Annotated in this window: 21 protein-coding genes and 2 pseudogenes; 7 read left to right on the top strand and 16 right to left on the bottom strand. The window is 41.4% G+C overall.

What is annotated here, in order from left to right; genetic code table 11:
* Positions 1-93: 93 nt before the first annotated feature.
* Positions 94-1191 (top strand): ABC transporter ATP-binding protein, encoded by a 1098-nt coding sequence (locus ABRT01_RS02510; RefSeq protein ID WP_269409741.1) that lies wholly within the window; start codon positions 94-96, stop codon positions 1189-1191.
* Between the two features lie 115 nt (positions 1192-1306).
* Here ABRT01_RS02510 and ABRT01_RS02515 read toward each other — a convergent pair whose 3' ends face one another.
* Together ABRT01_RS02515 and fumC are read right to left on the bottom strand one after the other, a co-directional pair.
* Positions 1307-1504: an alpha/beta-type small acid-soluble spore protein gene (locus ABRT01_RS02515; protein WP_269409742.1), complete on the bottom strand. Its 198-nt coding sequence runs from the start codon at positions 1502-1504 to the stop codon at positions 1307-1309.
* 346 nt (positions 1505-1850) lie between these two features.
* Positions 1851-3236 carry a class II fumarate hydratase gene (gene fumC / locus ABRT01_RS02520; RefSeq protein ID WP_269409743.1) on the bottom strand — a complete coding sequence of 462 codons (1386 nt, stop codon included), beginning with the start codon at positions 3234-3236 and terminating at the stop codon, positions 1851-1853.
* A 201-nt stretch (positions 3237-3437) separates the two neighbouring features.
* Between fumC and ABRT01_RS02525 the strand changes: the two genes are divergently transcribed.
* Positions 3438-4355: a zinc dependent phospholipase C family protein gene (locus ABRT01_RS02525; RefSeq protein WP_269409744.1), complete on the top strand. Its 918-nt coding sequence runs from the start codon at positions 3438-3440 to the stop codon at positions 4353-4355.
* Between the two features lie 136 nt (positions 4356-4491).
* Here the strand turns inward: ABRT01_RS02525 and ABRT01_RS02530 are convergent, their stop codons facing one another.
* Together ABRT01_RS02530 and ABRT01_RS02535 are read right to left on the bottom strand one after the other, a co-directional pair.
* Positions 4492-5763 (bottom strand): MFS transporter, encoded by a 1272-nt coding sequence (locus tag ABRT01_RS02530; RefSeq protein ID WP_269409745.1) that lies wholly within the window; start codon positions 5761-5763, stop codon positions 4492-4494.
* A gap of 96 nt (positions 5764-5859) precedes the next feature.
* Positions 5860-6093: an IDEAL domain-containing protein gene (locus ABRT01_RS02535; protein WP_269409746.1), complete on the bottom strand. Its 234-nt coding sequence runs from the start codon at positions 6091-6093 to the stop codon at positions 5860-5862.
* Between the two features lie 306 nt (positions 6094-6399).
* On the opposite strand from ABRT01_RS02535, the gene ABRT01_RS02540 reads away from it, so the two are divergent.
* Entirely contained in the window at positions 6400-7278 is an 879-nt protein-coding gene (locus ABRT01_RS02540) for a cation diffusion facilitator family transporter (protein WP_269409747.1), read from the top strand.
* A 151-nt stretch (positions 7279-7429) separates the two neighbouring features.
* Here ABRT01_RS02540 and ABRT01_RS02545 read toward each other — a convergent pair whose 3' ends face one another.
* Together ABRT01_RS02545 and ABRT01_RS02550 are read right to left on the bottom strand one after the other, a co-directional pair.
* Positions 7430-7726 carry an AzlD domain-containing protein gene (locus ABRT01_RS02545; protein ID WP_269409748.1) on the bottom strand — a complete coding sequence of 99 codons (297 nt, stop codon included), beginning with the start codon at positions 7724-7726 and terminating at the stop codon, positions 7430-7432.
* Positions 7723-8457: an AzlC family ABC transporter permease gene (locus tag ABRT01_RS02550; RefSeq protein ID WP_483101554.1), complete on the bottom strand. Its 735-nt coding sequence runs from the start codon at positions 8455-8457 to the stop codon at positions 7723-7725. The genes ABRT01_RS02545 and ABRT01_RS02550 overlap by 4 nt, the downstream gene beginning before the upstream one ends.
* Before the next feature lie 460 nt (positions 8458-8917).
* On the opposite strand from ABRT01_RS02550, the gene nhaC reads away from it, so the two are divergent.
* Positions 8918-10297 carry a Na+/H+ antiporter NhaC gene (gene nhaC, locus ABRT01_RS02555; protein ID WP_367746238.1) on the top strand — a complete coding sequence of 460 codons (1380 nt, stop codon included), beginning with the start codon at positions 8918-8920 and terminating at the stop codon, positions 10295-10297.
* Between the two features lie 35 nt (positions 10298-10332).
* Here the strand turns inward: nhaC and ABRT01_RS02560 are convergent, their stop codons facing one another.
* Positions 10333-11100 (bottom strand): cobalamin-binding protein, encoded by a 768-nt coding sequence (locus tag ABRT01_RS02560; protein WP_367746239.1) that lies wholly within the window; start codon positions 11098-11100, stop codon positions 10333-10335.
* A gap of 105 nt (positions 11101-11205) precedes the next feature.
* Positions 11206-11964 carry a type I methionyl aminopeptidase gene (map, locus tag ABRT01_RS02565; protein WP_367746240.1) on the bottom strand — a complete coding sequence of 253 codons (759 nt, stop codon included), beginning with the start codon at positions 11962-11964 and terminating at the stop codon, positions 11206-11208.
* A 413-nt stretch (positions 11965-12377) separates the two neighbouring features.
* On the opposite strand from map, the pseudogene ABRT01_RS18350 reads away from it, so the two are divergent.
* Together ABRT01_RS18350 and ABRT01_RS02575 are read left to right on the top strand one after the other, a co-directional pair.
* A pseudogene (locus tag ABRT01_RS18350) lies at positions 12378-12458 on the top strand (YjcZ family sporulation protein); the annotation flags it as partial.
* A 115-nt stretch (positions 12459-12573) separates the two neighbouring features.
* Positions 12574-12663: a YjcZ family sporulation protein gene (locus ABRT01_RS02575; protein ID WP_269409753.1), complete on the top strand. Its 90-nt coding sequence runs from the start codon at positions 12574-12576 to the stop codon at positions 12661-12663.
* Between the two features lie 193 nt (positions 12664-12856).
* Here ABRT01_RS02575 and ABRT01_RS02580 read toward each other — a convergent pair whose 3' ends face one another.
* The 4 genes and pseudogenes from ABRT01_RS02580 to ABRT01_RS02595 all read right to left on the bottom strand — a co-directional run bounded on the left by ABRT01_RS02580 (position 12857) and on the right by ABRT01_RS02595 (position 16560).
* Positions 12857-13615 carry a (S)-benzoin forming benzil reductase gene (locus ABRT01_RS02580; protein ID WP_269409754.1) on the bottom strand — a complete coding sequence of 253 codons (759 nt, stop codon included), beginning with the start codon at positions 13613-13615 and terminating at the stop codon, positions 12857-12859.
* Between the two features lie 132 nt (positions 13616-13747).
* Positions 13748-15114 (bottom strand): annotated as a pseudogene (locus tag ABRT01_RS02585) (dipeptidase).
* 101 nt (positions 15115-15215) lie between these two features.
* Entirely contained in the window at positions 15216-15680 is a 465-nt protein-coding gene (locus tag ABRT01_RS02590) for an S-ribosylhomocysteine lyase (protein ID WP_269409755.1), read from the bottom strand.
* 142 nt (positions 15681-15822) lie between these two features.
* Complete coding sequence (locus ABRT01_RS02595) at positions 15823-16560, bottom strand: YhcN/YlaJ family sporulation lipoprotein (RefSeq protein ID WP_269409756.1); 738 nt, start codon at positions 16558-16560, stop codon at positions 15823-15825.
* 170 nt (positions 16561-16730) lie between these two features.
* Here ABRT01_RS02595 and ABRT01_RS02600 point away from each other — a divergent pair, with 170 nt between their 5' ends.
* Complete coding sequence (locus ABRT01_RS02600) at positions 16731-16967, top strand: YhdB family protein (protein ID WP_269412581.1); 237 nt, start codon at positions 16731-16733, stop codon at positions 16965-16967.
* A gap of 134 nt (positions 16968-17101) precedes the next feature.
* On the opposite strand, the gene ABRT01_RS02605 is transcribed toward ABRT01_RS02600, so the two are convergent.
* The 4 genes from ABRT01_RS02605 to ABRT01_RS02620 form a co-directional block, all read right to left on the bottom strand.
* Positions 17102-17839, bottom strand: a complete 738-nt coding sequence (locus ABRT01_RS02605) for an anti-sigma-I factor RsgI family protein (RefSeq protein ID WP_367746241.1) — start codon at positions 17837-17839, stop codon at positions 17102-17104.
* The gene (gene sigI / locus ABRT01_RS02610; protein WP_269409758.1) at positions 17836-18555 is read right to left on the bottom strand and encodes an RNA polymerase sigma factor SigI; all 720 of its coding nucleotides are present in this window, start codon (positions 18553-18555) and stop codon (positions 17836-17838) included. The genes ABRT01_RS02605 and sigI overlap by 4 nt, the downstream gene beginning before the upstream one ends.
* 388 nt (positions 18556-18943) lie before the next feature.
* Entirely contained in the window at positions 18944-20971 is a 2028-nt protein-coding gene (locus tag ABRT01_RS02615) for an ABC transporter ATP-binding protein (RefSeq protein WP_269409759.1), read from the bottom strand.
* A complete protein-coding gene (locus tag ABRT01_RS02620; RefSeq protein ID WP_269409760.1) occupies positions 20971-22719 on the bottom strand; it encodes an ABC transporter ATP-binding protein in 1749 nt (582 codons plus the stop codon). Before ABRT01_RS02620 ends, ABRT01_RS02615 begins: the two co-directional genes overlap by 1 nt.
* Positions 22720-23056: the final 337 nt, after the last annotated feature.

Below are 23056 nucleotides of genomic sequence, written 5' to 3' on the forward strand. Positions count from 1 at the left end.
CGAAAGATCTTCGGGCATGTTTACTATTTCCCCTTTTCAAACTTTTTTATACAATAGATGTATGAAAGGGATTACATGGAGGAGATATGAAAAATGGCTGAATTACGTTTGGATCACATTCAAAAATCATATGACAAGAAATCGATTGCGGTGGATGACTTTAACCTACATATACAAGATAAGGAATTTATTGTATTTGTTGGTCCTTCTGGCTGCGGGAAGTCCACCACATTGCGAATGATTGCCGGACTTGAGGAAATAACGGACGGGGAACTTTATATTGATGATAGAAAAATGAATGATGTTGCACCAAAAGACCGTGATATTGCCATGGTTTTCCAAAACTATGCTCTATATCCACACATGAATGTTTACGATAACATGGCGTTTGGTTTGAAATTACGGAAATTTAAAAAGGATGAAATTAAAAAACGGGTGGAAAATGCAGCGAAAATTTTGGGATTAGAGGCGTATTTGGATCGGAAACCAAAAGCACTTTCCGGTGGTCAGCGGCAGCGGGTTGCCTTGGGCCGGGCAATTGTTCGTGATGCCAAAGTATTTTTAATGGACGAGCCACTATCCAACCTGGATGCCAAGCTTCGCGTCCAAATGCGTGCGGAAATTCAAAAACTGCACCAGCGTCTGCAAACAACGACCATCTACGTAACCCACGACCAAACTGAGGCGATGACGATGGCAACCAGACTAGTCGTCATGAAAGATGGGATTATCCAACAGGTTGGTGCACCGAAAGAAGTATATGATAAACCGGAGAACATGTTTGTTGGCGGATTTATTGGTTCGCCATCCATGAACTTCCTTTCTGGAAAATTGGTGGACGGATCCTTTCAAATAGGTGATGTAAGCGTAAAAGTGCCAGAGGGTAAAATGAAAATATTACGTGAACAAGGATATGTGAACAAGGATGTAGTCCTGGGTATTCGTCCCGAGGATATTCATGACGAACCCGTATTCATCGATTCCACACCAGACACAAAAATCACCGCCACAATTGATGTCGCCGAATTGATGGGGGCAGAATCCTACCTTTATTCCAAGGTGAATGAACAGGATTTTGTTGCCAGGGTCGATTCCCGATCGGACATAACCGGTGGCGAGCAGGTCGACTTAGCCTTTGATATGAATAAGGTCCACTTTTTTGACACAGATACAGAGCTGCGCATTCATTAAGTTTTGTTTATATGTATAGAAAAATAAAATATGGAAAAGTTTAAAGGGATGTCTGTTAATAGACATCCCTTTTTATATTAGGTGAGACCATACTCACCAAAGCCATCATTATTTGTTATTGTCGTCCATGCATTTGTTGTTGTGCAGCTGTTACAAGACGCTTAGTGATTTCTCCACCAACGGAACCGTTAGCACGAGAAGTTGTATCAGCGCCAAGGTTAACACCAAATTCTTGTGCAATTTCAGTCTTCATTTGGTCAAGTGCTTGTTGTACGCCAGGTACGACTAATTGGTTTGAGTTGTTGTTAGCCATGTCTATCACCTCCTGTAATCATATTGTCTGCACTTCGGGGAAACTTATCACAGATTTGGACTGGTAAATTGTGTTTTATACCGGGCAGGATTTGGTATATTCATGCACTAAAAAGACGAATCCGCCGTAAAGGTTGGGCAAATCGCCGTATATCTCGTTAAATTCGCCGTATAACATGCCGAATCCGCCGTATAACATACAAAAATTACCGTAAAAAACCACCAAACCCCGTCGTTAAATTTCGCTATTGGCATAGTCGGAACAAATACTGCTGGTGTTGCAGTATTTTAACGTAAGCCTTCCCAGCAAAAAAGCCCATTCATAACGAATGAGCTTTTCTCAAATCTTATTTCGGATGGGTCATTTCTTTTGGATTGACATATTCATCGAATTGTTCTGGTGTTAACAGACCCAGTTTGACCGCTGTATCTTTTAATGTTGCATTATCGGCAAATGCCTGTTTGGCAATCTTTGCTGCATTTTCGTAACCAATATGCGGGTTCAATGCAGTAACAAGCATAAGCGAATCAGTTAAATATTTATCGATTTGTTCCTGATTTGGTTCGATTCCACGTACACAACGCTCTTCAAAGGAAAGCATCGAATCTGCCAGTAATTGACTGGATTGCAAGAAATTATAGGCAATAACCGGTTTGAATACATTCAATTCAAAGTTGCCCTGACTTGCGGCAAATCCGATCGTCGCATCATTTCCCATCACTTGCGCCGCGACCATGGTTACTGCTTCACATTGGGTCGGATTCACTTTACCAGGCATAATCGAGCTGCCCGGCTCATTGGCTGGAATGGTCAACTCACCAATGCCACAGCGCGGTCCACTTGCCAGCCAGCGAACATCGTTAGCAATTTTCATCAAGTCAGCTGCCAGTCCTTTTAATGCTCCATGTGCATAAACAGATTCATCGTGACTTGTTAACGCATGAAATTTATTCGATGCAGAAATAAAATCCTTCCCTGTTTCCTCGTTAATAGCCTGACATACCTTTTCAGAAAAATCAGGATGGGCATTCAATCCAGTACCAACCGCTGTTCCGCCAATAGCCAATTCTTTCAAATGATGCAAGCTTTCATGGATCATCACTTCTGATTTTTCAAGCATCCGATGCCAGCCACTAATTTCCTGTCCTAAAGTCAATGGTGTGGCATCTTGCAAATGGGTACGTCCTATTTTCACTATATCTTGAAACTCGTCCATTTTTTCTTTTAGCGTATTCTTTAACTGCTTCAATGCCGGAAGTACAACGTCTTCTAGTTTTAACACATCAGCAATATGCATCGCGGTTGGATACGTATCATTCGAACTTTGTGACTTATTGACATCATCATTCGGATGCAAGGTTAATTCGCTGCCTTGTTCGTTTAACCATTTCGTCCCTACATGTGCAATAACCTCATTGACATTCATATTGGACTGTGTTCCACTTCCCGTTTGCCAAACAACTAATGGAAAATGCTCGTCCAGTTTGCCTGCAACAATTTGGTCAGCAGCATGAGCAATTGCTTCTGCTTTTTGCTTTTCCAATAAACCTAACTCGCTATTTGCTTTTGCTGCACTTTTTTTCAATATCGCAAATGCCCGTACAACTTCCAATGGCATTTTTTGACCACCGATGGGAAAATTTTGTTTACTGCGCTGTGTTTGCGCACCCCAATATTTATCAGCAGGTACTTGAACTTCTCCTAATGTGTCTTTTTCAATACGATATTCCATCACTTGTTGCCTCCCCTATGTAAGCTATTTTCACCCACTTTTCATTTTAGTATAGCTTTGGTTGTAAAACAATTTTTTTGCCAATATCCTGCTGATTTGTCGGTATAGATGCAAAATTGTCTTAACTTTTCATTCCTTTTATCCAATATGTCTTTTATAATATATGTATACGTGATAAATAAATCTAAAGGATGAACTATCATGCCAAACATTTGGACACATATCGCATTCTGTAAAGATATGGTAAATGCGATGAATCATCCAAGTCGTTTTTTTACACACGAACAATATTTGAATTTAGGAGCTCAGGGACCAGATCCATTTTTTTACTATAATTTTTGGCCATGGATAAAAGATGAACCAGTTCATGATATCGGCACAGCATTACATACAAAACATTGTGGGGATTTTCTGATGGATTTAATAACCAAATCAGCTAGTTTGGATCCATCCATACAAGCCTATGTCTTTGGGTTTGTCACTCATCATATCCTTGACCGCAATGCCCATCCCTACATCCATTATCGCGCAGGCTATGAAGGTAATGACCATCAGCGGCTTGAGGTATTGATTGATACCTTGATGATGCAACACAAGTATCGAATGCAAACATGGAAAGTCCCAGTTTACAACGAAATTGATGTTGGGCGTAACTTAAATCCTGAACTTGTCAAGCTGTTGTATTCGATCATACAGGCCCACTATCCTGATATTAACCCACAAAGTTCAGCATATATTCAAAAAGCTTACCAGGATATGAAATTAGCCTTGCGAATATTGGCTGATCCACACGGATGGAAAAATAAATTATTGAAATCACTGGTCTCCGCCTATTCCCACCAGCCGATCAAAACGGATATCGATTATCTAAATCTAAAGCAAACGACCTGGTATCATCCAGCTACCCAAGAACCAAGCAACCAAACGTTTATGGATCTTTATGAAGCAGGACTTGCCGAGGCAATCGAAATAATGACCTTGATACTGGAGTACTGGCGGGGAGACGATGCGAATCATATCACGCAGCAAATTTCTGGGTTAATCGGCGATATTTCCTATGATACCGGGAAGCCATTGAAGTTTAATTTGGAGAATAAATATAGTGATCCGATTGTGTAGCATATAATAGCCGGATTAATATGAATGATATCCGGCCAATCATCATGGTTCTCCGCTAAATCCTTGGCTCCCATGTGTCAACTGCATGATCTTTTAAGAAATTGGGCTTAATCAGATACATTAACATAAGCTAAACTTACTTTGCTTTGGCCCCTGCCTCTTCTACCCCTTTATCAATATCCACAAACCGCAGCATGATAATGCCAATGATAAAAAACAAGGCAACTGAAATGATTCCAAAGCGGCTGGATCCGGTTAGCTGTCCGACCAAGGCAAACAGAAATGGACCGAAAACCGCCGAAAACTTGGATGATATCCCATAAAAGCCAAAGAACTCCGCACGTTTATGGACTGGAACCATGCGTCCGTATATCGACCGGCTCAATGATTGCGCCCCACCTTGCACAATACCAACCGCGATTGCCAGCAAATAAAAATGCAATGCAGACGACATCGCATAACCTAATAGTACGATCCCCAAGTATGTATAAAGCGTGATATACAGTGTTTTCTTAGCAGTAATTTTTTGTGCAAGCCAACCAAAGAAAAACGTACAGGGAATCCCCACAAATTGCGTAATTAACAATGCAGCAATTAACGCATTGGAATCAATCCCAATATCCCGGCCATAAATGGTGGCCATGCGAACAATCGTCGAAATGCCATCATTGTAAACCCAGAAAGCGAATAAAAAAATTAATAAGTGCTTATACTGTTTGATTTCCTTAAAGGTATTCGTTACCCTGGACAAACCAATATAAAAATAGGAGTGTTCCCGTTTGGCAGTCGTTTTCTTCTCTTCTTGCAAGTTTTTAAACAATGGCAGTGAAAAAATGAACCACCAAATCCCAACACTGGCAAAGGATAATTGACTTGCCATAGTAGCATTTGGTATACCAAACCATTCGTATTTTAAAATCATTAGAATATTAATCGCCAGTAATACTCCGCCACCGATATACCCGACAGCAAATCCGCCGGCCGAAACTTTATCAATCGATTTGTCATCCGCAATCTCCGGTAAGAATGCATCGTAAAAAATATTCCCGCCAGAAAAACCGATTGAACCCACAACGAACAGGATTGAAGCAAACAAGTAGTCACCTTCCCCGACAAACGCCAGCAAAATACTTGCCAGAACACCCATGTACGCGAAAAATCGCAGGAATTTCTTTTTAGCAGCGGAATAATCACTGATCGCTCCCAAAAACGGTGCCAAAATCGCGACAATCAACACAGCAATAGATTGCGAATATCCCCAGTAACTTGTTGCCAATGATTTATCAATTCCAACTGCCGCAACATCATAATAAAATACCGGCAACACCGCAGCGATAATCGTTGTCGCAAAGGCAGAATTACCAAAGTCATACATCATCCAGCTCATAATTGTTTTTTTATTTTTCATGCGTTGCCTCCCACTTCCACCATATGCATCTCAACAATCAATTTCATTTGAAAAAAGACCCCACCACATGAACGGTGAAGCCTTTTTTCTTAAGATTTATTCCCAAACAAACTGCTTATATTTCTCGCTTAATCGTAAAAATTCCACCTCATCACCATTGTCAATCGCTTGATTTATAGCCGCTTCCAAGTGTGCTTTGTTCCAGTTAAAGCACAATTCATCCAGCAGCATACGCGAGGCAAGCCTCAACTCGTATGGTATCTCCCGTTTGGCATGGATCATATCCCCCGTGTACCGAAAATACTTATACACTAATTTTTGCTTTTTCATGGAACATCTCTCCTTTGTTCCTTTTTTCTATTATCCTAAATCTTATGAATAATTGCAAGCAAAAATTTTTACTTTTTTGAATGACCACCGAATGAAGTTGGATACTAAAATAAACACCAACAGATATTGCGTGCACGAAACATCATTAGTTTTCAGCAATACATATAACCAGATGCTTGAATGTTTCTCTAGACCCACCACACACACCTTTGGTAGACTGTTTAAGGAAAAGCGGAGACGACCGTTTAGGGGCGTATGGCTGCTTTTAGATCAACTCAGATACAGCTAATTATGGAGGCAAGTTAAATGAATCGTGCAGACGACCTGAAAAAAGGTGAAAAAGGTGCTTGGATCAGCATCATTGCTTACCTTTTTTTAGCAACTGTAAAATTAGTCATCGCTTATATCGGACACTCTGAGGCATTACGCGCTGATGGATTAAACAACTCCACGGATGTTATTGCTTCTATAGCGGTTCTGGTTGGATTGAAAATTTCCAGAAAACCTCCCGATGAGGATCACCACTATGGGCATTACCGGGCAGAAACAGTTGCATCACTATTTGCCGCCTTTATTATGATCACGGTAGGTTTGCAAGTGCTTTATGGAACGCTAAAGAAATTGATTTCCAGCCAAACCCAGCAGCCAGATATGCTCACAGCCTGGACAGCTATTGGTGCTGCTGTTGTCATGTTTTTGGTGTACCGTTTTAATAAAAGCTTAGCCAAAAAAATCGAAAGCTCCTCCCTCAATGCGGCTGCGCAGGACAACCGATCTGATGCGCTTGTCAGTATTGGCGCATTCATTGGTATCATCGGTGCGCAATTCGGGTTATATTGGTTAGACCCGCTTGCCGGATTCATTGTTGGGATCATCATTTGTAAAACCGCGTGGGATATTTTCAAGGATTCTACTCTGACCCTGACTGATGGTTTTGATGAAAAACAATTAGAGAAGATAAAAGATAGTATTGCAAAGGTTTCCGAGGTAAAGGAAGTATATGATGTTAAAGGAAGAATTCACGGTAACCAGGCATTTATTGAAATTACAATCCTGGTTGATCCCCATTTAAATGTAAAAGAGAGTCATGACATCACTGTAAGGATTGAACAATTTTTAGCTAAAAAACATAACATTCCTTATGCTCATATCCATATTGAGCCTTATCCAAAACACCCAAATTAAGCATACAGTTCCTCTTTTGCAAGAGATCTGTATGCTTAGATTTAAATATTTTTCCAACTTTTTTCGTGAATGGTTGCAATTACTTCTGCATCTGTATAAACCGCTTTTCGTATGGAATACATCCAAATATCCCCCTATGACCGTCCCTCCCTTACATCACTGTTATTAGAAAGACTGCAAGAATAGCACCCAATACAACCAGGATAACGTTTAGCCCGATAAAAGCCAGAATAATCGCGACAATCCCGCCAATGATCCCGACATACGGTTCGCCAGACTTGACGGACATAATTCCCGGAAAGATTAATGCTCCCAACGCCGCAAAGGGAATCGCATTCAACCAACGATTGATCCAGTCCGGGAATTTAATTTTATCAACAATATAGACTGGAATCAGACGCGGAATCATGGTGACAAGCGACATACCGATGATAATAGCAAAAATCAAGATTCGCTCTCCCCTTTCAAAAGGTAAACACCAGTTAATCCGCCCAAAACGGTGCCAATCACAATTGCCCATCCTTCACTCATAAATGGACTGCACAATACATTAATCAGCATTGCAATAATCGCGATTAATCCGACCTTTAATTCCTTTTTTACCGATGGAACCAGCAATCCGATAAACATCGCATATAAAGCGATCCCCATGCTTTGGCTTAAAGTTTCCGGAATAATTTCGCCTAATACACCACCAAGTAATGAGCCGGCGACCCAAGAAAAATAGGCCGTTAATAGGAGTGCCAGATAAAAGAGGGCACCCTTATCCTCTCTTGCCTCTTTGGTATGTAATGATGATACGGCAAATGTTTCATCGGTCAATCCCAATGATAAAGGAACCTTCCAAGTTCGTCCAATGTCACGAAACCGATTCATAAACGATAGGCTCATCACAAATTGGCGAAAATTAAGGACAAAGGTTGCGACAATAATTTCTGCAGCACCCGCACCAACAGCAATCATATTGGCACCCATAAATTGACTGGCACCAGCGAAAACAAGTACACTCATCATTGTTAACTCTACAAGAGAAAGTCCGGCCTGTTTCGCCAACACGCCATATGCAATCGCGATTGGCAAGTAACCGAGCATGATTGGAAAGCCAACCGCAATCCCTCTCCGGACCATACGCATTGTTTGGGAAGAATCCTCTTCTTTTTTAACCGTATTTGTCATCATCTTCGCTATCCCCTTGCATTTAAAAATTGACGCTATTATACCTGATATTTGCAAATTTAAAAAGTATTTAACCCTATATTGACAATGGGTACGCTAACGATGTATATTCTAAATTACATCATTAAAATGACGATGAACTTTAGTAGTAAATAAATACGATTATCCGGGAATGCAAAGTAGAATTTTTCCGAGCAGTATAAAGGCGGACGAAAAGGTGGAAAACTTGGCGTTTAGCCTATTTTAAAGAGACGGGGCGGCTGGTGAAAGCCCCGGCAGGTTAAATTTGAAATACACATTCAATTAAAGTCGGAACCTTTATAAATGAGGTGGATGGTGACAATCAATCATCAAGCAGGGTGGTACCGCGGAGTTAAGCTTCGTCCCTATTATGGGGATGAGGCTTTTTTTATGGATAATTAACCAAAATTTGGAACATCAATGATAGATAGGAGGAAATGCCATGTTTCCAATTCGGCCAAAATATAACCCTTCCGTTGTGGAATCGATTATTTTCTTTGTACTCATCGTAGCTATGATTAGTTTTTTCATCATTAAGCTGGAAACATCGCCACATATCCCGATTACACTCGCCATCTTTTTGCTCATCGCCTATGGGCTGTTCCGGCAAATTTCATTTAAAGATCTGGAAGAAGGAATGATCTTCGGTGCAAAATCCGGCATGGGAGCCATTTTCTTATTCATGTTAATTGGTGTGCTCATCAGCAGCTGGATCATTAGCGGAACCATTCCAGCATTAATTAACATCGGTTTTCATGTTATTGGCGGGACATGGTTTTATGCCATTGTATTTGCAATCACATCCCTAGTCGGAGTCTCGCTTGGCAGTTCATTAACAACGTCAGCAACCATTGGCGTTGCCTTTATCGGCATGGGGAGTGCCCTTGATGCCTCCATGGCCATTACCGCCGGCGCTATTGTTTCCGGAGCGCTTTTCGGGGATAAGATGTCACCATTATCCGATACAACGAATTTGGCATCAACAATCGTGGAAGTTGACTTGTTTGATCATATTAAGCATATGTGTTTGACTACGATCCCGGCATTTATTATTTCATTTATTATCTTTGCTTTTCTTTCACCAAATGGATCCGTGCCATTAGAAAATATTATGCAATATCAACGTGCATTGGAAGCGTCACAATTAATTCATTGGACATCATGGCTGCCATTACTTGTTCTAGTCGTTTGTACCATTTTTAAAACGCCTGCATTTATTGCGCTCGGTTTAAGCAGCTCACTGGCAACACTGCTTGCGGGAATAACCAGTCATTTAACCTGGTCGGATATATGGAACACGTGGTTTAACGGTTATACCGCCAACACCAATTTCGAACCAATGAATGAATTGCTAACGCGGGGCGGCATCACGAGCATGTTGTCAACAGTATCGCTCGTTATATTAGCCTTAGGATTCGGGGGATTACTATTTGTAACAGGAATTATTCCATCCATCCTAAATGCGTTTAAAGAGAAACTGAGACGAGTCCGGACGATTATTATTTCCACCGCACTTACAGCAATTGGGGTCAATGTGTTTATTGGAGAGCAATATTTGTCTATTCTGCTAACTGGCGAAACGTATAAAGGTATTTACAACCGAGCGGAGCTGCCAAATAAAGTATTATCCCGGACACTGGAGGATGCCGGCACTGTCATTAATCCACTAGTTCCATGGAGTGTATGCGGTGTGTTTATAGCCGATGTACTGGATGTTCCCGTGTTAACTTACCTGCCATTTGCCTTCTTTTGTTTATTAAGCCCGATTATCACCGTCATTTTTGGTGGAAGAGGACAACAATCCGAATCACCGGGTAAGTAGCGCGTTACAAGCAAAAGCTGACGGCTCCACGCTCGTCAGCTCCCCAATATTTTATCCAATTTCTGTAAACCTTCTAACAACCTTGGGGAGGGGCGGCAATATAAAGATTCTTCCATTACATGAATGTTCCCTGTCTTAATCGCCTTCATCTCATTCCAGCCTGGTCGCTTTTTGACCAACTCCGGCCGCATTTTCTCTTCCTTGACCCCAACCCACACCATACAAACATGATCCGGGTCACGCTTTTTCACTTGATCCCAGGTTGTTTGGAAATTGGCAACATCCTCCGTGGCAAAAATATTACAGGCACCAGCAAGCTGACTGATTTCTGTTAGCCAGTTAGCTTTTCCTGGAGTGAATATCGGTTTCGGCCACCACTCCCAATATAATCTTGGGGTAGTTTGCCGCCTTTGTGCTCTTGTTCGATAACGGGCTATTTGCGATCGAAATGTATTGGCTTTGTCCTTGCCAAGATCCGGGTCACCCAATGCCTCTCCTACAGTCTGGATATCACGGGCAATCTCGTCAAGTGAGTTTGGATTAAGGATAATATGCGGGAGTCCGCGTTCTTTGAGTGCAGCAATATTTTTTTCCATGCCTGGTACACTCAATGAGGCCAATATTAGATCAGGTTTTAGCTCTGCTACTTTATCCATGTCAATCGATAAATCCGGGCCAAGTTTCGGTAGTTCCTCTACTTCTTTTGGCCAATCTGAAAAATTATCCACACCGACTAGTACATCCGTTTTCCCCAAATAAGCAACAATCTCCGTATTACTCGGGCAAATTGACACAACCCGCATGATGGCTCCTCCTTACATGGGTAAAGGCTATTTTACTCTCCCGAAAATCCCCATTTTTAATTGATTATGGCTTGCCGTATTACTTCCCCGGTTTTCAAGTAACTATTACACGTCGCGATTCTGTTCGGTCGTCACCAATGGACCATCCTTCGTAATCACGATGGTGTGCTCATATTGTGCTGAACGTCCTCCATCAACGGTTCTCGCTGTCCAGTTATTACTGTCCATTTTACTTTTCCATGTACCTTCATTGATCATCGGCTCAATTGTGATGACCATGCCTTCTTTTAAACGCAACCCTTTATTTGGCAGACCAAAATGCGGGATATGCGGCTCCTCGTGAATCGTTGGGCCAATGCCATGCCCGGTAAAGTCACGCACTACGGAAAATCCTTCCCCTTCTGCATAGGTTTGAATGGCGTGACCGATATCGCCAATCCGGTTACCTGCCTGGGCTTGCTCAATCCCTTTATAAAGCGATTGTTTCGTTACATCCAACAAATGCTTTCCAACCTGATCAATTTCCCCAACTGCATAGGTCCAAGCTGAATCGGCTAATCCCCCATTTAAGTTGACGACAATATCAATGGTGACAATATCGCCTTCTACCAATTTTTCATCATTGGGGAAACCATGGCAAATTTCATCATTAACAGAGGCACAGATAGCAAATGGATAGCCCTCAAAGCCTTTCTGTTCGGGGGTCGCCCCATGTTTTGCCAAAAACTCCTCAACAAATGTATCAATTTCCTTCGTAGTGATTCCTGGTTTAATCATTTGAGCAATTTCCTTATGACACTGCACCAATAAATCACCCGACTTCTGCATCATTTCAATCTCACGTTTACTTTTTCGTGTTATCATGCCGTTCTTCCTTTCAACCATTATCAGTTATATCTCACTGTAATTATAAGCACCCCTAATTTTAACACAGATTTATCTTAACATAGGAACAGATGAATCGAAAAATGAAGTGGGATGAGGAGACGGTTCCATTGTTCCACCAGAAATTGGGAATTGCTAATAATAAATCGTTGATATCCAAGCAAATGCAGAAATCCCCTCAGCAATCACCGCCCAAAACCAGAATCATCAACGTAACATGCAAAATTGAAAGTAAATCTATGCGTCCGCCCTCCCAAGTCCGTGATATTCACATACATTAAATAAAAGAGCGTGTTCAAAAGGAGGATAAAAAGGACTAGGGTTTTGGGTGAAGATCCCCTATTGGTGTCATTTTACCGGACTTTGAACATCCTCTAAAGGGGGTGAGATGATTGAGTGATGGTGCAGGCTATGGTGGTGGCTTTGCCTTTGTTGTCGTGTTATTTATTCTGCTAATTATTGTTGGTGCCAGCGGCTGGTGCGGAGGCTACCGCGGTGGTTATGGCTATGGTGGTGGCTGCGGCGGTTACCGTTGTGGTTGGTGCTAACCAATACTAAAATAAAGTTCTAATAAGGAGGTGACTATTTATGAACGGTGGATTTGCATTAATCGTCGTATTATTCATCTTATTGATTATCGTTGGTGCTGGTGGTTATGCTGGCGGTGGATACTATTAATCTATATACCTCTTATTTTCAAAGAATTACATGAGTATTTGATTTCAAGCAAAGTAGAGCATATTTTTATTCTTTCTTTTCTTTCAAAAAACGAACCCGTTATACCTAGGGTTCGTTTTTTAATGCTTGGCAAATTATTAAAAGTTATGACTAATTCGGTGATCTGAGGGTTCGTTCGGATGCAGTCCCCATCTTAAAAATAGTCTTTTACATCGTACACTTTTCCATTTACAATATTGGATTCGTCGGTCAAAATATCAACGAGCACGCCACCAACAGCATCTGTATCTTTTAGCAAATTTCGTTGTTTGTAGTTGCGGAATGTATCCACTTCAACGAAATCAGCAGCAGAACTAGCACGAATCTTTTCTTGCATTTGCGTATCCATGATTCCTGGGCTAAAGGCGATTACCTTGTTCCCGGTCCCCAATTGATCCTGTTCCACTGCAACTGTTCTTGTATACATATTGATCCCAGCCTTTGTACTGCAGTAGGCACTCCATCCATAATATGGTTTTTCTGCTGCACCGGATGTAACATTTACACCAATAAAACGCACATCTTCTTCTAATGCTTTTCTTATTAATGAATTCATTAAGACCATTGGCGCAATCGCATTTACCTGTACATGGTTTTGCAGTTCAAGATTGTTTATCTCCGTAGCTTGAGCAATAGGTTCTAGTACCGCGGCATTGTTTACCAAGTAAATAGTTGTCGGTTCTTCCTGAAACAAAAATGCATTCATTTGATCGATTGTCTGCTCCAGTATTTCTAAATTGCCTAAGTCACAGGATAAATGTTGGAATAATACATTATTTTGCTCGGCAAGTGTTGTCAATTTTTTATTGTTATTTCGGGAAATGCCTATCACATGTATACCGGATTCAATAAATAATTTGGCAACTGCTTCACCTAACCCCTGCGAAACCCCTGTTACGATTGCATACTTCACTATTCATCTCCCCATTTCATGTTTATATCTTTTTTGTAAAAAGTCCCCACCCAAATAATTGAACAAAGAAAAGTTTAATAGGTTTATGCAGCAATTGATTCCCCTTCAAACAAGGAAGCAATTGCCGTTTGATTAATGACGAATTTCGTCCCAATAATATGCCAAGGTTTCCATACCCTTGGTAAAGCTGTCAATTGGAAAGCTTTCATTTGGCGAATGTAGCCGGTCATCCGGGGTGCCAAATCCCAATAAGACAATTGGTATATTGTATAATGCTTCCATCCATTCAACCACTGGAATCGAGCCGCCCATTCGGACATAAACGATATCTTTACCGAATGCTTTGCTATAGCTTTTGGCAGCTTTTTGGATCAGTGGATGGTTCGGCTCCACTTGATATGCTTTTGCTGACAGCTTTTCTTTTTTCACCTCGACTGTAACGCCGGATGGTGCATGCTTTTTCACATGTTTATCAAGCAAATGTTGAATTCTTTCCGGATCTTGCCCAGGTACCAGACGACAGGTGATTTTAGCAGTCGCTGATGCAGGAATAATTGTCTTGGTTCCTTCTCCTTGATATCCACCGTAAATACCATTTATTTCAAATGTTGGTCGGCCCATTGTGTGTTCTTTTGCCGTGTACCCTTTTTCGGAAACGGTTTCAGGAACACCGGTGGATTCACGATAATCCTCACCCTCTACCTGGTCAATTAATTGTCGTTCCTCATTGGTCAGCGGCTCAACACCCTCATAAAAACCGTCCACTGTAATGACTTCATCTTCATTTTTCATCGATGCCAAAATATGACTAAGTGCCATGATTGGGTTTCGCACCGCCCCACCATACATACCGGAATGCAGGTCATGGTCTGGTCCATTTACGGTGATTTCGACACCAGTAAATCCTTTTAAACCGTAAAGGATCGTCGGCTGATTCTTGGCAACCATTCCCGAGTCGGAAATAACGACGAAATCTGCTTGGAACTGCTCTTTTTATCCTTTAATGTCTGATAAAGATTTTCACTACCGATTTCTTCTTCTCCTTCAATGCAGACCTTTACATTTAATGGAAGTTTTCCATCCGTCTTCATAAACGCCTCAAAGACGGCCAGATGCATAAAGACTTGTCCCTTATCATCACTTGACCCGCGGGCATACAGACGTCCATCGCGAATCTCCGGTTTGAACGGATCACTCTTCCATTGGTCGAGCGGATCAACTGGCTGTACATCGTAGTGGCCGTAGAATAAAACCGTTGGCGCGTCCGGACCTGCCTGATTGTATGCTGCATACACAAGTGGGTGTCCACCTGTTTCCTGTTGTTCAATGTTTTCAAAACCAATTTCTTGTAAATATGTCGTCAAAAAACTTGCTGCATCTTTAATGTCCTTTTTATGTATACTATCGGTGCTCACGCTTGGAATCGCTAAAAACTGGTTTAATTTTTCCAGCAGCTGATCGTGATGTTCCTCTAAATACTTGATTACCTGCTCACTCATCCTTTACCCTCCAATGCATTTTCACTTATTTTAGCATACCGAATCCTTCATAGCCAGCAGTAGACCAACACAAAAAACAGGACAAGGAGAAACCCTTGTCCCTATGCGAAAACCTGGTGCCATTCGTTGCGTGATTGGAGCATTTGCCGGGCAATTTCCTTGGCGTCTTCAAGGCTATGACTTGCGGCCCACCCGCACTGAACCTCATTACATGCAGGTACCTCTGCAGCCTCTAACACATCGTTTAATGTTTTTTCAATCGCGTCCAGTACCTCATCGTAATCATCGTTGTTAAAAACGGATAAATAAAAGCCTGTTTGGCAGCCCATTGGACCGATATCAAGCACATTATCCAGATGTTCCCGGATATTCTCGGCCATTAGGTGCTCTAATGAATGAAGCCCAGGCATATCCATATGTTCCTTATTTGGCTGCTTAAAACGAATATCATATTTATATATCTTGTCTCCATTGGCGCCCTCTGTTACACCAACCAAACGTACATATGGTGCCTTCACTTTAGTATGATCCAGGTTAAAGCTTTCCACGTTCATTTTTTCCGCCATATTATCCTCTCCCCTTTTGCTGATAAAGCTACCGTATGTATATGATAACGAAAAAAATCAACAAATAAAAGCACAGAAACCTGTACAAAAAAGTCACATCTAAAAATAGGACAAGGAGCCTGTCCCCCCTGTCCCATTGATTTTAGCGATTGTTATGTCCTTGTGGGAATACGCGTTGGATCATGTTACCAACTTGGTCGAAAAATCCGCGAACCGGTTTACCATTGTTTAAATCGTCAGCATAGTTGTCGGCAAGGTTAAGGAAATCCGGGTTTGTGGAAACATATACATTGTCAATATTGTTGTCCACATCTTTAACAATGTCACGGATTTGACGTTTTGTCTCATCTGTTAGTGCATCACCATTGTCCGCACGGTTGTTATTCGTTACACCATTGTTATCATTCATCGCGCCATTATTGTTATTGTTTACACCGTTATTGTTGTTAACACCAGTATTATTGTCGTTGACGCCATTATCGTTATTAACGTTGTCATTGTCATTGTTATTTTCATCTAGTCCCGCTGCAACATAGGCATTGTTTCTTGTTGTTACGACATAGGCACGATCGATTCCGGCCACTTCATCTGTAATACGGTCTGCCGCTTCTTTGGAAATATCATAACGATCGTTGTTATTGCCATTGTTATTACGGTCATTGACGTTGTTATTATTCAAATTACCACGGTCACGATCCGCATTTTGTGCATTTCTTAACGATTGACCATGGTTTTCATCGTTTGCATTGTTATTGTACCGTGTTGGTTGTGCACCGTCGTTATCCCCATTGTTGTCATTGTTTGCCCCGTTGTTTCCATTACCACATGCTGCAAGTGCGAACATTGCTGCAAATACAACACATAAAAGTTTGAACTTCATTTGCTCATTCCTCCTTACATATTTGCCCATAGTATGTTTCAAAAAAACGGGTTTATACCGGTTTCTGCTTCATCCTATTTTTGGCAAAGACACCAATTTTGTTTCAGACAATATATATATAAAATGGAGAAACTACAAATGACCCTTTAATTTATAAGGAGGGGAACATGATGGATATACCTGATTACGATAAGGCATTGTATTACTCACTATGGGGGCAATGGGACGACTTATTAGTGCTGATGGTACGTACACAAGATGATATGCTTTCGAAAAAAATCCAGCATTTTCTGCATGCGTATCATTACTCACTTGATCAAACAAAAATTCTCCAATTGCATGATGAATTACTTTACTATATTGATCATGCCATGAAACAAACACCAACTGCCGTCATGGAGGTTTAAAGATAGGGACATGGGGATACAGGTTCGTTCGACATTGCAATAAGAGGCAGTGCTCCAAGTCGAACATCCCCTTCATTGTCCCACAATATTACATGAAAATAAAAGGTGGGACAAAGAGCCTTGTCCCAGATACATTATTGATAAAAAGAATGGATAATTGCTTGTTCATTAGGTTTTAGCTTTTCTATTTCTTTCCTTACCTTCGTGGAACCTTCTTCAAACTTTTTTGCCATCACCTCATTCATGGCTCTATCCTGTTGTTTGGCTGTTCTTCTAATTTCTTCGGGCACACGAAAGGAAACAATCTTCCAATCACCATGTTGACCACGGAAATATTGTTCCAATTTATTCAACACGGGAACCTTACAGCTTTTTACATAACTAACACCAACTATGACTTTTTTACCATGTGTCATCAAGCCCGACTGTTCGCTTTTTACCATTATACGTGAAACGGTTCGATCCAATGGTTCATTTTTATAATTGGATAATTGATCCATAAGTACATTTGCATCATCGTTTAACGGCTTAATGGAGCGGACATGCATCTGTTCATCGATTTCCAATTCCACACTTGGGTTTATATCAATATTTACGTAGGCATATGTTCGCTTATTGCTGGATATTACATAAAGTGGAAACGCAAACAGAAGTAAAAAGAAAGCCATGGCAATAAATCGAAATGCGTTTTTTACTGTTTGCCCGGGGTAAAAAGAGAATAAATAGCGTCCTTTCCTTTCCAGCATTTCAACGGAAACTTCAGTGCCAATCGATGCAGTATCCCCAAGTGGCTTCGTTTTGAAAAACAGGCCATTGTCAGTCATTACAATCGTATATCGGCGGTGTTTCTCCATTACAATCCCTTTTCTCACCTACCCACCCCCTTGAGATAATCATTCAGATATACGAAATCATTACTAAGTACAATAAAAATAGCCAAAATATATTTCCTGTTTCGTTCCAATGTTTTTTTACTGACATCCACTTTTTTGACAAGTGCTTTGATGGGAAGTTTTTTCTTGCGTTCAACAAACGATCTTAATTCAGGATCATTAAACAAAACACGCGCTGTATGAACTGCGGAGTCTCTGGCATCACGGTGCTTTGGCGAGATCTCGGTTAACTCAGCCAGGGATAATTTATAGTCCTTTAATTTTTCCTTAAATTCGGCAATTTCTTCCCTTCGATGCCATGTATCCTGTTCTTGTTGATAAATTTCTTTGACCGCAACAATCTCGCTGTGGTTTTCCATTTGTTCCTCATCATAGCTCTCATCCAGCGATGCAGCAATGGGGTTCTTTTGGATAAAACGAATATAATCGATCACTTTACGTTTTACTACTAGTTTGGCAAAGGATAGAAAGGAACTCCCCCGGTCGGCAGAATAAGTTAAAATTGCCTCGTTAAATGCTGCTAAACCGATGCTGAATTCATCATCCTGTTTGGGATCAATATATCGTTTACAAACCTCTGAAACGCATTTGGCAATAAACGGCTGGTAGGTTCTCAATAAATTGTACTGTGCCCGTTCATCCCCCGCTTGGATGGAGGAAATTATTTCTTCCAGGGATTGGTCTTTATGTTTCAAACCGAAACACCCCCAGCCATTATAAGATACGATTGTTTGTCAACCTTTTTGGGTGTATTTATTAGGTATTTTTGTTTCATAACAACTCACCATCTTCAATATGATTAAATACAGGGTAGTCAAAATTCGCATTAAAACGACATTTTTTGACCATCCAGGAAAAATTTTTTAGTTTACTCATCAGGTCTACTGACTTTCAACATTGACCATCTTTTAATCGTCAACATATCTAATCCTACCGCAAGAAGACAAGCGTTGCTATCACAAAACATTTACAGTTCCTTTAAATATTGATTGCATACCCCAGGGCCATAGGGACGGTTCCTTTGTCCCACCATTTTTAACATGGAAGAAAAAGGTGGGAGAAGGTGCCTGTCCTCTTGTCCCACTACCCAGCCTGGCGTGTTCTTCCTTGTTGCATTTGATACATTTGATGGTATAGGCCTTTTTGTTGAATGAGTGTTTCATGATTTCCTTGTTCTACAATTTCACCATGCTCGAGTACAAATATTGCATCGGCCTGTTGAATTGTTGACAAGCGGTGCGCAATAACAAGTGTGGTACGCCCTTGCTTCAATACATCTAATGCTCGCTGGATCATATGCTCCGTTTCTGTATCAATATTGGCAGTCGCTTCATCGAGAATTAGTATGGCCGGATCAAATGCCAAGGCACGGGCAAAAGAGATCAGTTGCCGCTCCCCAAGTGAAAAAGTAGTCCCGCCCTCGGTGACCTTTTCATCGTACCTGTCAGGCAATTTCTCAATAAACCGGTTAGCCCCAACTGCCTGCAATGCCGCGATTGCCATTTCCCGGGTAATATTTGGGTCATTCATCGTAACATTGGAGATGACAGTCCCCGAAAACAGAAATGGATCCTGTAAGACGATGCCCATATGACTTCTCACCTGCTGTCGTGACAAGGCAACGGTTTTTTGTCCATCGATTGTAATCGTTCCATGCTGTGGGTCATAGAAGCGAAACAACAGATTCATAATCGAACTTTTGCCTGATCCGGTATGCCCGACAAAAGCAACGGTTTGCCCCGCCTTAACCGAAAAAGACATATCTTTGATGACATAATCCTTATCATCATAGGCAAATGACACATGGTTAAAATCGATATTCCCGCGATATTTGTCGATTTTTCGAACTTGCACATCCTCGCCTTGGTGATCCATTAAGGTAAATACACGATTGCCGGCTACCCTTGCCTGCTCAATCAGTGGTAACTGGTTGACAATATCCTCCAATGGTTCAAATAAGCGGTTGAGATAATCCACAAACGCATAGAGAACACCAATGGAAATAATGCTACCAGGCTCAAGCGAAAATGAGCCAAAATACCAGATAAAGCCAACAAAGGCCAGGTTCCGAAAAACTGTAACAAGATTATATGATGTTAGTGCGCTTAATTTAACCAATTTGCGTTGATACGTAAAATTGCGTTCATTTAATGTCTCAAATTCAGCTTTCGTTTGTTTTTCACGACGAAACGCCTGGATAATCGGCATTCCCTGAATTGCTTCATTAATATTTCCATTAATGGCACTGACCGTAGAGCGAATCACAGTATTATATTTGGTTCCAAAGTACTTATACACCTTCATCCAGCCCAGAATCAACGGAATAACAAGCAAACTGAATGCCGCCAATGTGACATCAAGTAGAAACAAAGCAATAAAAATACCTGCCATATAAATAATACTCGTTACTACAATCGATAACACACGTTCATATAAATCCCGAATGGCTTCCGTATCATTGGTAATTCTAGCGACAATTTTTCCTGCCGGCTGATCCACATAATAATTGATCGGAAGCCGCTGTGTATGGGCAAACACATCATTGCGCATTTTCTTAACAATTTGATTGGACACCTTCTGCAATAAGAAGGTCTGAAAAAATTGAAAAAACGCTGCGATCACCAGCAATGCTACATACAATCCCAGCAAGAACAGAATCGGACGTTGCTCCGGTTTAAAAAATGGATAAATCTCCGACAAGGAAAGCTTCTCAGCAGTATATGTCTGTGTATCATTTCCTTGTTTGATCAAAATCGTATTTCCATCAACAGATCGCTTACCGGATAATGGAAGGTCCCCATCCGCCAAATAATAACTGTTTCCAACCTGTAAAATGGTCTTTGTTTCCCCTGTTTGTTCTTGACCGGTAACCCGATCGGCGCGTTTATACTGTTGGTCATCAAAGGTAACGGTATTGCGATCGTGTTGGCTGTTCACCTGTATCCAGTTACCTTCCACCCCAAGAATATGATCATCAATTACTGTTTTGGCAATGAGTGGCCCGGCAAGTTCCAGGCACACAGCAATCATTAAGCAAACCAGGCCAATAATAATACTTTTTTTAAACTGTAACGCATAACCAACTAAACGTTTTTCGGTTGATTGTTTCATTAGGAGATCTCCTCCTTATCCTCCAATTGCTGTAGCTGATACTGTTGCATATACCAGCCACCTTGGTTCATCAGCACCTCATGTGTGCCTGCTTCGGTAATTTTTCCGTCGTCAAGCACAATAATATGATCGGCATGGGTGACCGCTGACAGCCTGTGCGCCGCGATAAAGGTTGTTTTGTTCCGGCGTTCATGACGTAAATGTTCCATGATTTTCGCCTCCGTTTTTCCATCGACTGCAGATAATGAATCATCAAGGATTAAAATTTCCGGATCCTTGATAAACGCCCTGGCTAAGGCCACACGCTGTTTTTGTCCGCCTGAAAGCGTAACACCGCTCTCACCAACCTGCGTATCCAATCCATTTGGCAGTTGTTTGATATCATCAAGGAAATGAGCCAAGTCCAGCGTCCGGTAAATTTCCTGATCCGTCGCGTCAGCTTTGCCAAATTGAATATTTTCCCGAATTGTTTTCGAAAACATGATTTGATCCTGTGGCACATAGCCAATCCAATCGCGAATTTGCCCAAGGCTTATATCTGATAATTCCACACCTGAAATGCGGATACTGCCAACAAGGCCCGGATACTGGCGAAGCATTAATTTAAACAAGGTTGTTTTACCAGCACCGGTTTTACCAACAATCCCGATGGTATCACCAGGGTTCACTTGCAAGTTCACATGGGTTAATTGATTGGATACCGCCCCAGGATAGGCAAAACAGACATCGGAAAATGTGATCGAATCAACCGTTTTCACCTGCCTTGGATGGGCACTATCTTGCACATCCGCTTCATAGCTCAACGTTTCCTGTACGCGATCCAATGAAGCATTTCCCCGCTGTAAAATATTAATTAATTCGCCAACCGCAAACATCGGCCAAATGAGCATACCAAGATAGACATTAAATGTAACCAAATCACCAAGTGTGATCCCGCTTTGGAACACTAGCAATGCCCCATAGCCAATCCCGATCGTATACGACAGCCCAACAAGAATTTTCATCGTTGGCTCGAATAAGGCATCAATTTTTACAACCTCGATATTTTTCCGATAGACATCCTCCGTCATCGCTTGAAATCGTACCTCTTCCTGTTTTTCCTGCACAAAAGCACGGATCACCCGCACCCCACGAACCGATTCCAAAACATCATTATTCATCTCGCCAAATGCAGCTTGTGCCTTCATAAAGCGAGCATGAATTGCTGCTCCATATTTATTCATCACGACTGCCATAATTGGTAATGGGATCAGCGCAGCAAGGGTTAATTTCCAACTGATGGTAAATCCCATCATGGCGATAATCATCAACATGAACATACTCGAATCGACCAGTGTCAACACACCAAATCCCGCCGTCAACTGAATGGCACGCAAATCATTCGTTGCACGGGCCATTAAATCACCAGTCCGGTATTTACCAAAAAAGGTTGGCGTCATATGCAAAAAGTGATCCATCAATTTACTCCTGGTCCACCGTTCTAAAATCGCCGCTCCGCTGAACAAGGTATAATCCCACAAAAACGAGATGGCATAATGAATAACCGCTAGCAGCAAATAACCGGCAACGATCATGGTTAATAATTTCATTGTCAGTGTTTCAAACTGGATTTTATCAATCGCGAAGCCAACTATTTTGGGCGGGATTAAGCCAATCGCACTGGCAATAATTAATACCGTTATTGCTAACACATACCGTTTCCAATAATACTTAAAAAACCATTTTAACTTGTTAAAAACCTGAAACATCTTCTCACCCTCTTCTTGCAAAAATCTGCTGACATACGCTTTGTTACGGTTTTTTTACATGGGCTAACATCTCCTGTTAATTTCATTATCGTCCGGGAGTTTCGACCAAATTGGTATGGATATCGACCAGTTTGGGGCACGTATCAACCGATTGAAGGTAGATATCGACCGCTCATGACTGGATATCAACCGGTCTCGCCAACATATCAACCGGATTAACGCTTTTATCAACCGGTTTGTTCAATTATCCCTAAACAAAAAAGCACACGTCGCCTATGACGCATGCTCTCGTAAAATAGAGTGTTCTTACCGACAAAAATTTCGTTAGCCGGGCGAA

This window comes from Lentibacillus sp. L22 (genome assembly GCF_040812445.1).
Lineage (GTDB): Bacteria > Bacillota > Bacilli > Bacillales > Amphibacillaceae > Lentibacillus_C > Lentibacillus_C daqui.

Bases quoted from the DNA above. Each gene is read 5' to 3' on its own strand.
- ABRT01_RS02550 (WP_483101554.1), bottom strand. From the start codon at position 8,457: ATGATGACAAATACGGTTAAAAAAGAAGAGGATTCTTCCCAAACAATG.
- fumC (WP_269409743.1), bottom strand. From the start codon at position 3,236: ATGGAATATCGTATTGAAAAAGACACATTAGGAGAAGTTCAAGTACCT.
- ABRT01_RS02560 (WP_367746239.1), bottom strand. From the start codon at position 11,100: ATGCGGGTTGTGTCAATTTGCCCGAGTAATACGGAGATTGTTGCTTAT.
- map (WP_367746240.1), bottom strand. From the start codon at position 11,964: ATGATAACACGAAAAAGTAAACGTGAGATTGAAATGATGCAGAAGTCG.
- ABRT01_RS02525 (WP_269409744.1), top strand. From the start codon at position 3,438: ATGCCAAACATTTGGACACATATCGCATTCTGTAAAGATATGGTAAAT.
- ABRT01_RS02620 (WP_269409760.1), bottom strand. From the start codon at position 22,719: ATGTTTCAGGTTTTTAACAAGTTAAAATGGTTTTTTAAGTATTATTGG.
- ABRT01_RS02615 (WP_269409759.1), bottom strand. From the start codon at position 20,971: ATGAAACAATCAACCGAAAAACGTTTAGTTGGTTATGCGTTACAGTTT.
- ABRT01_RS02595 (WP_269409756.1), bottom strand. From the start codon at position 16,560: ATGAAGTTCAAACTTTTATGTGTTGTATTTGCAGCAATGTTCGCACTT.
- ABRT01_RS02540 (WP_269409747.1), top strand. From the start codon at position 6,400: ATGAATCGTGCAGACGACCTGAAAAAAGGTGAAAAAGGTGCTTGGATC.
- ABRT01_RS02590 (WP_269409755.1), bottom strand. From the start codon at position 15,680: ATGGCGGAAAAAATGAACGTGGAAAGCTTTAACCTGGATCATACTAAA.
- ABRT01_RS02530 (WP_269409745.1), bottom strand. From the start codon at position 5,763: ATGAAAAATAAAAAAACAATTATGAGCTGGATGATGTATGACTTTGGT.
- ABRT01_RS02600 (WP_269412581.1), top strand. From the start codon at position 16,731: ATGGATATACCTGATTACGATAAGGCATTGTATTACTCACTATGGGGG.
- ABRT01_RS02575 (WP_269409753.1), top strand. From the start codon at position 12,574: ATGAACGGTGGATTTGCATTAATCGTCGTATTATTCATCTTATTGATT.
- nhaC (WP_367746238.1), top strand. From the start codon at position 8,918: ATGTTTCCAATTCGGCCAAAATATAACCCTTCCGTTGTGGAATCGATT.
- ABRT01_RS02535 (WP_269409746.1), bottom strand. From the start codon at position 6,093: ATGAAAAAGCAAAAATTAGTGTATAAGTATTTTCGGTACACGGGGGAT.
- ABRT01_RS02515 (WP_269409742.1), bottom strand. From the start codon at position 1,504: ATGGCTAACAACAACTCAAACCAATTAGTCGTACCTGGCGTACAACAA.
- ABRT01_RS02510 (WP_269409741.1), top strand. From the start codon at position 94: ATGGCTGAATTACGTTTGGATCACATTCAAAAATCATATGACAAGAAA.